Raw genomic sequence first — 9,812 nt, 5'->3', positions numbered from 1 at the left:
CTGCTTCCCAAGCAGACAGCGCGGGTTCGATTCCCGTCAGCCCCTCCACACGTGACATCCGCAGCTGTTCCGGACGATCCTCGCGAACGTTCGAGCACGAATCGCTGCCGTCGACCTTCCGTTCGAGCACGCTCGGCCGAAGTCTCCGGATGCTGGGAGATCAGGGCCGATCGCTCGCGGTGATCCGCTGAAGGGCCGCGATGGTCACGCGCGCCGCCGGGCGGTCTTCTTCCTCCCACCGCCGGAAGATGCGCTCGAACGCGGCGGCTCCGATCCCGATTGCGCTGCGACCCTCCACGGTGACCTGCAGAGCCTTCTTCCTGGCGTCGGCCGGGTCGGCCTCACGGGTCACATATCCCAAGGACTCCAGGACGCTGATCGTCTTCGCTGCAGCTTGACGACTCACGCCGGTCTCGCGGGCGAGGTGCGCCGCACTCGACGCCCCTGCGTCGATGGCCTGCATCGCCAGCTCATTGACCACGGTCAACCCGGGGTGGCCCGCGCTCTCCAGACTTGCGCGCACCTCGTCCACCATCGTCTCGAACGCGCCCATCAGGAGCTGCGCAAACTGAGTACCGCTGATGTCCATGTCTCGAATCTAGTGTCGGACCGAAGCATTGACAACCAGGTTGCCTTACGTTCCAATAGACAACTAGGTTGACAATCTGAAGGAGATCACCATGCACAGCGCCATAGTTGCCCCCGGGGCGACCATCCCCGAGGTCCGACACCATCTCGCCGATGTCAACGGCACGACCCTGCACTACGTCTCGGCGGGCTCGACCGGCTCTCCGATTCTCTTGGTGCACGGTTTCCCCGAGTCCTGGTGGGCGTTCCACCGCCTGATCCCGCTGCTCGCGGCTCGGCATCGCGTGTTCGCTGTCGACCTGCGAGGCTTCGGCGATTCAGCAGTAGCCCCAGATCGCTTCACGAGTGCCGATGCCGCCGCAGACCTGCACGCCCTCATCACCGAGTTGGGCGTCGGCCCGGTCCACATCGCCGCCCAGGACATCGCTGGCGGTTCCGTCTACCGCCTGATCACCGAGCACCCCGAAGACGCACGCAGTCTCATCGCAACCGAGATGGGGCTCGCCGGCTTCGGCCTGGAGGGTTTCGGCGACATCACCCACGGTGGTTCGTGGCACATCGGCGTCCTCGCTGCACCCGGTGTCGCCGAGATGCTCCTCACGGGTCGCGAGAGAGAAGTGTTGGGAACGTGGGCCTTCCCCGCCATGTCCGCAGCCCCCGACGCCATCACCCCGGCAGACATCGAGGAGTTCGCGCGAACGTACTCGCGGAAGGGCGGCTGGAAGGGCGCCGTCGGGCTCTACCAGTCGATGCTCGCCGAGGGCACCGACTTTCAGGACCGCGCCCGGAACAAGCTCACCCTGCCCACTCTCGCGATAGGCGGATTCGGCGGACGTTTCACCGAGGACACCGTGACACAGATCGTCGAGGCGCCGATCGACGGACTGCTCCTCGACGGGGTCGGACACTACGTCGCGCTCGAAGCACCCGACCGGCTCGCTGAGGCGATCGACTCGTTCCTCGCCACCCAGGACTGACGCGACGGCCGTGCCGTTCATCGGGTTTCGACAAACGTCGAATGTGCGATCCGTCGAGCGTGGCTAGCGTGAAGAACATCCGCCGAGCCGCGCGGAGACACCGAACTGAAGTCGGCATCGTCCGGCTCACCACACCCCGGAGGTGCTCATGGCTTTTGTGACCACGGATGACGGAACCGACATCTACTTCAAGGACTGGGGTCCCCGCGACGCGCAGCCCATCATGTTCCACCACGGCTGGCCCCTGTCGTCCGACGACTGGGACGCCCAGATGCTCTATTTCCTCGGCAAGGGCTTCCGCGTCATCGCCAGCGACCGCCGCGGCCACGGCCGCTCGTCGCAGACCAGCGTCGGCCACGACATGGACCACTACGCCAGCGACGCGAGCGCCGTCGTCGAACACCTGGATCTGCAGAACGCGGTCCACATCGGACACTCGACCGGAGGCGGCCAGGTCGCCCGCTACGTCGCGAAGTACGGCGAGCCTCAGGGCCGTGTCGCGAAGGCGGTCCTCGTCTCCGCCGTGCCGCCGCTCATGGTGCAGACCGATGCGAACCCCGAAGGCACCCCGATCTCCGTCTTCGACGGATTCCGCGAGGCTCTCGCCGCCAACCGCGCCGAGTTCTTCCAGGCCGTCGCCTCGGGTCCGTTCTACGGCTTCAACCGCGAAGGCGTCGAGCTCTCCGAGCCCGTCGTCGCCAACTGGTGGCGTCAGGGCATGACCGGCAGCGCTCTCGCCCACTATGAGGGCATCAAGGCGTTCTCCGAGACCGACCAGACCGAAGACCTGAAGGCCATCACGGTGCCGGTGCTTGTCCTCCAGGGCGACGACGACCAGGTCGTCCCCTATAAGGACGCCGCGCTCAAGCAGCATGAACTCCTCCCGAACTCCGAGCTCAAGATCTACGAGGGCTTCCCGCACGGCATGCTGACCACCCACGCGGATGTCATCAACCCCGACATCCTCGCCTTCATCCAGAAGTAGCACCTGACCCTGACACCGTCAGGAAGCGGCCCGCTCGACACTGTCGAGCGGGCCGTTCTGCGAGACCCATCCGATCCGTCGTCGGCTCCGAACAGGTGCAGATGGGTTCGTTCTCGCGCGCCCGGAAGGAGCTCCGATGATCGAATCGTCGACCCCGCCGCTCGCCGACCTCGACGGGTATCGCAACGTCACCGACCTGCTGGTGGCGCGTGTCACGGCAGCTCCCGACCACGTCGCGTTCGAGGTCGAGGGAGTCGATGCCGGAGCATCCTGGCGCCCGATCACGACGCGCGAGTTCTCCGACCGGGTCCGCGCTCTCGGCAAGGGATTCATCGCGTCGGGCATCATGCCGGGCGACCCCATCGCGATCATGGCGCCGACTCGGTATGAGTGGGCCGTCGCCGACCTCGCCGCCTGGTTCGCGGGGGCCGTGGTCGTGCCGATCTACGAGACCTCATCGCCGTCTCAGGTCGACGCGATCGTCTCGGATGCCGGAGTGCGTCTGGCGATCGGCGGCACCGCGGCACACGTCGCGCTGCTCGAGGCTTCACTCGCGCAGACGGATGACGAGACCTTCGGCGCGTGGACCATGGAGGCCGCCGCGACCGGCACCCTCTCCGACCTGGTCTCGCTCGGCATCGACGTCACCGACGAGGAGCTCGAGGCGCGCAGGACGACGGCGTCGCAGGACGACCCTGCCACGATCGTCTACACCTCGGGCACCACGGGCGAGCCGAAGGGGGTCGTGCTCACGCACCGGAACTTCCTCGGACAGGTGCTCAACATCGCCGCGGCCTATCGCGAGATCGTCAACGACGCCGGCAACACCGTCATCTTCCTGCCGCTCGCGCACGTGCTCGCCCGCGGCCTGCAGCTGATCTGCCTCGCCAGCGGCATGCGCATCGCGCACCTCTCCGATCCGACGAGGGTCGTCGCCACGCTCGACACCCTGCGCCCGACCTTCCTGGTGGTGGTGCCGCGGGTGCTGCAGAAGATCCAGGCGGCCGCCGCCGACAAGGCCGCCGAGAAGAAGCTCTCGGCCGTGTGGGCCACGGCCCGGTCGACCGCGATCGCGTGGGGCCACCGAGAGGAGCTGCTCGATGCGGGGCGCGCGCCCGCGCGGGACCTCGGCCTGCTCCTGCGTCATCGTTTCTTCGACGCTCTCTTCTTCAGGCGCCTGCGCACGGTGATGGGCGGTCGCGTCGGCTACATCCTCTCGGGCGGAGCGGCACTGGATGCCGATCTCTCGCTCTTCTTCCGCGGAATCGGCGTGCCCGTCATCGAGGGCTACGGACTGACCGAGACGACGGCGCCGTTGACCGGCAACCTCCCCGGTCGCATCGCCTCGGGAACCGTGGGTCCGCCGCTGCCCGGACTCACCGTGCGCATCAGCGAGGACGGGGAGGTGCTCGCGCGCGGCGTCGGCGTGTTCGACGGCTATCGCACTCTCGCCCACGACGAGAGCGCCTTCGTCGACGGCTTCTTCCGCACCGGCGACCTCGGGCGGCTCGACGAGCGCGGGCGGTTGGTGCTCGAGGGCCGGCTGAAAGACGTGATCGTCACGTCCAACGGCAAGACGATCGTGCCGACCCGCTGGGAGGGCGCTGTCGAGGCGGACCCGCTGGTGTCGCACGCCGTGATGGTGGGCGAGGGCAAGCCCTACGTCTCGGCGCTGCTCGTGCTCGACCCCGAACAGACCACGGCGTGGGCGGCGGCAGAGGGCATCCGCATCCCCCCGTCGGGCGAGAGCGACCTTCGCGCCGTGACGGAACCGACGCTGCACGCGCACCTGCAGCGCACGGTGGATGCCGCCAACGCGCTCGTCTCCCGCAGCGAGCAGGTGCGACGCTTCAGCATCGTGTTCGCCGACCTCGAAGACCGCGCCCTCGTCACGCCCACCATGAAGCTCAAGCGGAGCGTCGTGCTCGATCGCGCCGCCGTCGCCGTCGAAGCCCTGTACCTCTGAGAACCGGAAAGAACACGATGTCCTCCCCCACCCCCACGAAGCCGAGATCCTCGCGCTCCTCCCTCATCGCGATCGTCGTCGCCCTCGTCATCGGAGCCCTCGTCGCGCTCGCCGGCAGCCAGGGCGGCGCGGTTCTCGGCGGCATCCCGCTGTTCGCCCTCGCGGTCGCCGCGGCGTTCGCGATCCAGATCCTCGCCTTCATCCCCGCGATGATCCTGCGCACCGAGCGGTTCTTCGACCTCACCGGCAGCCTCACGTTCCTGGCGATCTCCGTCGCGCTCGTGCTGCTGACGCCCCTGCCCGACGCACGCAGCTGGATCCTCGCCGCGATGGTGGTCCTGTGGGCCGCTCGCCTCGGCTCGTTCCTGGCGATGCGCGTGCACAGGGCCGGATCCGACGGCCGATTCGACGAGATCAAGGGCTCTCCGGTGCGCTTCCTGCAGGTGTGGGTGATCCAGGGCGCGTGGGTGTCGATCACGGCAGCCGCCGCGTGGATCGCGATCAGCACGGATGCCGCTGCGCGCGCACCCATCGGCTGGCTGACCGTCGTGGGGATCGTCGTCTGGGCCCTCGGCATGGTCATCGAGATCGTCGCGGACGCGCAGAAGTCGGCGTTCCGCGCCGATCCGCGCAACAAGGACGAGTTCATCCGCACCGGGCTGTGGTCGCGCTCGCGTCACCCCAACTACTTCGGCGAGATCGTGATCTGGGTCGGGGTCTTCATCACCGCCGCCCCGGTGCTCGCCGGATGGCAGTGGGTCGCGATCCTGTCGCCGCTGTTCGTGATCCTGCTGCTCACACGCGTCAGCGGCATCCCCCTGCTCGAGGCTCGCGCCGAGAAGAAGTGGGGCGACCGCGCCGACTACGTCGAGTACCGCGAGTCCACGCCCGCGTTGATCCCGCGTCTCACCCGACCCGCGCTGCGGGAGACGGCGGCCTGACAGTCGCTTCGCGGCCACATCTGTGGAGATCTCCGGGGAGTCAGTGACCCGCGCCCGACGCCGCTCGCACCGCTTCGAGGTTGTCCGCGACCGTCCGGACGACGGCATCCGCGGTCGCGTCTCCCGGGCGTCTGCTCACCTTCAGCCCGAGCCGCTCGACGCCGCCGGCCGCGGCGAGCGCGGCGGCGACAAGAGTGCCGTCCAGCAGAGAGCCCGAACCGGGATCCGCCGCCGCGAGCGGCAGGTGTCCGTCGGTCCAGGCCGCGCCGTAGGGTCCGTCGATTGCGGCGGATCCTGAGAACGTGAGTCCGGCGAGCCGCCCGGTCGCCGCGGCGAGGGCGATCTGCTCGGTGACGGCGTCGGCGTCTCGGGTCTCGATCGCCGACCGCCCCCAGTTCAGCCACAGCGCGAAGGCGGCGTCGGCCGACAGGATCGCGTCGATCTCCTCCTCGAGTGACAGGAACCCCTTCTCCCACGGGTGACCGGGCACCGCGGCGTCGCAGTGTTCGACGACCAGCCGCGCTCCTGACCAGTCCCACTGCGAGATCTCGGCCAGGGAGTCGGCGAGGGGTGCGGGGGCTGCCTTGCCCTGAGGCGCGGTGTGCAGAGCCACGACGGTCACGGCTGCCCCGCTCGCGGCTCCGATCCGCCGCACGTCGTCGGCCACGGCGCGCAGGTCGGCGACGGCGGCGCGACGGCCGTCGTCATCCGGGGAGGCGATGCCGTAGCGGGTATCGGCTGCGCACCTCTTCATGACCCATGGCAGCGGCGTCACCGCGAGCTCGGCACCGGCCGGCACGTGACGCAGGAACCAGTCGGGGTCGTGCGGGTGGATGCCGCCGATCCACGGCACCTCGAGTCCCGCGACCCCCGGAAGTGCGCAGAGCGCCGGCAGCAGCTCGCCCTCGAGACCGGGATCCCAGGTCTGGTGGGCGGGAGACGCCGCGTACGAGCTGACCAGCACGGGTGCGAGCGGCCCGGTCATGACACCAGATGGCGGTGTGCGCGCACATGGCGGTAGTAGTCGACGAGCTCGAGCTGCGCGGCGGCGTCCTCGTCGACGAACACGGTGACGCGTCGGTGGTGCTGGAGCACGGTGGCCGGCCACCGTGCGGAGACCGCCCCCTCGACCAGGTGCGACACGGCCTCGGCCTTCGAGGTGCCGGTCGCGACGAGCACGATGCGGCGCGCGTCCATGATGGTGCCGAGCCCCTGCGTGAGGCAGTGGTGCGGCACCGCATCGACGTCGTCGCCGAAGAAGCGGGCGTTGTCGTGGCGGGTCTGCTCCGTGAGCGTCTTCACACGGGTGCGCGACGCGAGCGACGAGCCCGGCTCGTTGAACGCGATGTGCCCGTCGGTGCCTATGCCCAGGATCTGCAGGTCGACGCCGCCCGCCTCACGGATCGCCTGCTCGTATGCGTCGCACGCCGCGCCGAGGTCGGCGGCGTCGCCGTCGGGCCCTCGCACCGCATCGGGGGCGAGATCGACACGTGAGACGAAGTCCTGGTCGATCACCGTGCTGTACCGGCACGGATGCCCCACCGGCAGCCCGACGTACTCGTCGAGCATGAAGCCTCGCGCGTGGGCGAGGGAGAGCCGCCCGTCGGCGACGCGCCGGGCGACCGCGTCGTAGATGCGCAACGGGCTCGATCCGGTGGCGAGGCCGAGCACGGCATCCGGCCTGTCCGCGATCAGTGCGGCGATGTCGTCGGCGACGATCTCGCCGATCTCGTCTGCGGGTGCGATGACAACGTCCATCAGTTCCCCTCGGTGAGTGCGGAGACGAACCACGAGGTGATGGTCGTCGGGTGAGTGATCGCGGTGCCGACGCACACCGCGAATGCTCCTGCCGCCGCGGCCTGTGCGGCCTGGGCGGGCGAGTGGATGCGGCCCTCCGCCATGACCGGCGTGGCGCAGCGCGCAGCGAGCTCGGCGATCAGTTCGACATCCGGACCCTCGGTCTTCGGGCGCTCCGACGTATAGCCCGCGAGCGTCGTGCCGAGGATGTCGGCGCCGGCGGCCTCGGCCGCGAGCGCATCGTCGAGCGAGCCGCAGTCGGCCATGATCAGCGCGTTTGTGTGCTCGCGGAGCGCCGCGATCGTCTCGGCGAGACTGCGTCCGTCGGGCCTCGGCCTGCGGGTGCCGTCGATCGCGACGACGTCTGCTCCCGCATCGGCGACGGCCTTCGCATGATCGAGCGTCGGGGTGATGAAGACGTCGGAGTCGCCGTCCTTCCACAGCCCGATCACCGGCACGCTCATCGCGGCGACGGCTCTGATGTCGTCGAGGCCCTGCACTCGGATGCCGGCGGCTCCGCCCACGACCGCCGCCTGCGCGACCTGCGCCATGGTGCGGGGGTCGCGCATCGCCTCGCCGGGGTAGGCCTGGCACGAGACGACCAGTCCTCTGCGCAGCTCGTCGAGGATGTCGGTGGATCTCATAGCGCCCTCCAGGCGGATGCTGCGGCGCCCCGCAGGGGCGCGTCGTCGCCGAGCACGCCCGGCAGGATGGGAGTGGGCTGCAGTGCGTCGATGGCGTCGGCGGCGAAGGCGCGCCGCATCGGCAGCCACCAGGCGTCGCCGATCTTGGGCACTCCACCGGTGATCACGATGCGTTCAGGGTCGAAGATCGTGGCGGCTCCGGCGAGCGCGCGCCCGACTGCTGCGGCCGAGTCCCCGAGGGCGCGCCTCGCGATCGGGTCGCCGTGGGCCGCCGCGGCCGCGACGCCGCGGGCGTCGACGATGAGCGGGTCTCCCCCGAGCCACCGGAAGTGCGCATGCAGACCGATGCCGGAGCCGATGGCTTCGAGGTGCCCCGTGCGCCCGCAGGGGCAGCGCAGATGCTCGGCACCCGGGGTCGGCAGGTGGGCGATCTCACCCGCCACGTGGTGCGCTCCGCGCACGGCCCTGCCGTCGAGGATGAGCCCGGCGCCGACACCGGTTCCCACGGCGACGACGAGCACGCTGTCAGCGCCCGCCGCCGCTCCATGCCGATGCTCTCCCTCGGCGTGCGCGTCGACGTCGTTCTGCACGACGACCGGGGCGCCGGGTGACAGCAGCTCGCCCAGTGCTTCGCGCACGAGCCGGGCGACGGGAGTGCCCGGCCAGTCGGCGAACGTGTCGGTGGCCGAGACGATCGTGCCGGTCACCGCGTTCACGACACCCGCCGCGCCGATCCCGACGCCCGACAGACGCGCGGGCGAACCGTCGAGAAGCCTCCGCGCCAGACCCACGACGGTCGACACGACCGCCGCCGGACCCTCCGCTGCTCGCGTGGGCGCCGTCTCGGTGCGCAGCAGCACATCGTCGCGGTCGGCGAGGGCTGCCGACGTCTTGGTGCCGCCGATGTCGACGGCGAGCACGAGTTCGCTCGACGGAGCCGACACGACAGGACCCGCCATCAGGAGACGACGACCGGCAGCATCCCCTGCTCGGAGAGGATGCGGCGGATGCGCGTGACGGTGTCGGCATCGAGCGACTGCACGGTGTCGGCCATCGTCGCGTGGTCGATGATGCCGCGGGCGTGCATGGCCGCCTTGAACGCACCGACGCCCGTCGCATCACCCGAGAGTCCCTGCGGCTCGAAGACGATGTCGAACGCGCGGTTGATGCGCTCCTGCTCGGTGCGCGCCTCGGTCCAGTCGCCGCGCTGTGCGGCATCCCACAGCCGGACGTAGCCCGCGGCCTCGACGTTCGCGAAGCCGGGCACCACGCCGTCGGCACCCGCGAGAGCCATGGCGTCGACGACGACCTCGTGTCCGGTGAGCAGCTGCAGCGGACGTCCGGCGGCGTCGTTCGCGGCGATCAGTCGGCGGAACGAGACGTCGTCGCCCGAGGAGTCCTTGACCCCGTGGATGACTCCCTCGGCGCCGAGCCGCACGAGCAGATCGATGCCGAGCTTGGAGTGCACGCGCACGGGCACGTCGTAGGCCCACAGCGGCACGTCGATCGCGGCGGCGATCGCTCGGAAGTGGTCGGCGACCTCGGCGGCCGAGTTCAGCGTGTACAGCGGGGCCGTCGTGACGATCGCCTGCGCGCCTGCCGCGACCAGACGCCGCGCTGTCTCGATGATGCGGGGGGCGGTGAGCTCGATCGCGCCGGCGATGATCGGCACCCGACCCGCGTTCACCCTCACGATCGTGGCGAGCAGCTCGACGCGCTGATCGTCGGTGAAGTAGGCGGTCTCACCCGTGGAGCCGAGCGCGAAGAGCCCCGAGACGCCCTCGGCGATCAGGCGCTCGACGAGACGTTCGAGCGAGACGTGGTCGATCGAGCCGTCGGGCAGCAGCGGCGTGGCGACGGGCGGGATGACACCGGTGAAGGTGACGGAGGAGGATGCAGCAGTCATGGTGTTCC

10 protein-coding genes are annotated in these 9,812 nt (G+C 69.9%); 4 read left to right on the top strand and 6 right to left on the bottom strand.

Annotated elements, in window-relative coordinates:
• Nucleotides 1-160: 160 nt before the first annotated feature.
• Entirely contained in the window at nt 161-589 is a 429-nt protein-coding gene (locus RWO82_RS08515) for a helix-turn-helix domain-containing protein (protein ID WP_314425676.1), read from the bottom strand.
• Between the two features lie 91 nt (nt 590-680).
• Here RWO82_RS08515 and RWO82_RS08510 point away from each other — a divergent pair, with 91 nt between their 5' ends.
• The 4 genes from RWO82_RS08510 to RWO82_RS08495 all read left to right on the top strand — a co-directional run bounded on the left by RWO82_RS08510 (nt 681) and on the right by RWO82_RS08495 (nt 5,457).
• Complete coding sequence (locus tag RWO82_RS08510; protein ID WP_314425675.1) at nt 681-1,565, top strand: alpha/beta hydrolase; 885 nt, start codon at nt 681-683, stop codon at nt 1,563-1,565.
• Between the two features lie 148 nt (nt 1,566-1,713).
• Entirely contained in the window at nt 1,714-2,550 is an 837-nt protein-coding gene (locus RWO82_RS08505; protein ID WP_314425673.1) for an alpha/beta hydrolase, read from the top strand.
• 136 nt (nt 2,551-2,686) lie between these two features.
• A complete protein-coding gene (locus RWO82_RS08500) occupies nt 2,687-4,516 on the top strand; it encodes an AMP-dependent synthetase/ligase (RefSeq protein WP_314425670.1) in 1,830 nt (609 codons plus the stop codon).
• Between the two features lie 17 nt (nt 4,517-4,533).
• Nucleotides 4,534-5,457 (top strand): DUF1295 domain-containing protein, encoded by a 924-nt coding sequence (locus RWO82_RS08495; RefSeq protein ID WP_314425667.1) that lies wholly within the window; start codon nt 4,534-4,536, stop codon nt 5,455-5,457.
• 40 nt (nt 5,458-5,497) lie between these two features.
• Here the strand turns inward: RWO82_RS08495 and RWO82_RS08490 are convergent, their stop codons facing one another.
• The 5 genes from RWO82_RS08490 to RWO82_RS08470 are packed head-to-tail and all read right to left on the bottom strand — an operon-like array spanning nt 5,498 to nt 9,804.
• Nucleotides 5,498-6,442 carry a DUF4862 family protein gene (locus RWO82_RS08490; protein WP_314425666.1) on the bottom strand — a complete coding sequence of 315 codons (945 nt, stop codon included), beginning with the start codon at nt 6,440-6,442 and terminating at the stop codon, nt 5,498-5,500.
• Nucleotides 6,439-7,215, bottom strand: a complete 777-nt coding sequence (gene nagB, locus RWO82_RS08485; protein WP_314425664.1) for a glucosamine-6-phosphate deaminase — start codon at nt 7,213-7,215, stop codon at nt 6,439-6,441. Before nagB ends, RWO82_RS08490 begins: the two co-directional genes overlap by 4 nt.
• A complete protein-coding gene (locus RWO82_RS08480; RefSeq protein WP_314425662.1) occupies nt 7,215-7,898 on the bottom strand; it encodes an N-acetylmannosamine-6-phosphate 2-epimerase in 684 nt (227 codons plus the stop codon). The genes nagB and RWO82_RS08480 overlap by 1 nt, the downstream gene beginning before the upstream one ends.
• Nucleotides 7,895-8,857 carry an ROK family protein gene (locus tag RWO82_RS08475; protein ID WP_314425659.1) on the bottom strand — a complete coding sequence of 321 codons (963 nt, stop codon included), beginning with the start codon at nt 8,855-8,857 and terminating at the stop codon, nt 7,895-7,897. The genes RWO82_RS08480 and RWO82_RS08475 overlap by 4 nt, the downstream gene beginning before the upstream one ends.
• Nucleotides 8,857-9,804 (bottom strand): dihydrodipicolinate synthase family protein, encoded by a 948-nt coding sequence (locus RWO82_RS08470; protein ID WP_314425657.1) that lies wholly within the window; start codon nt 9,802-9,804, stop codon nt 8,857-8,859. The genes RWO82_RS08475 and RWO82_RS08470 overlap by 1 nt, the downstream gene beginning before the upstream one ends.
• Nucleotides 9,805-9,812: the final 8 nt, after the last annotated feature.

It is taken from the genome of uncultured Microbacterium sp. (genome assembly GCF_963521645.1).
GTDB lineage: Bacteria > Actinomycetota > Actinomycetes > Actinomycetales > Microbacteriaceae > Microbacterium.
This window is presented reverse-complemented; position numbering and strand designations above follow the sequence as displayed.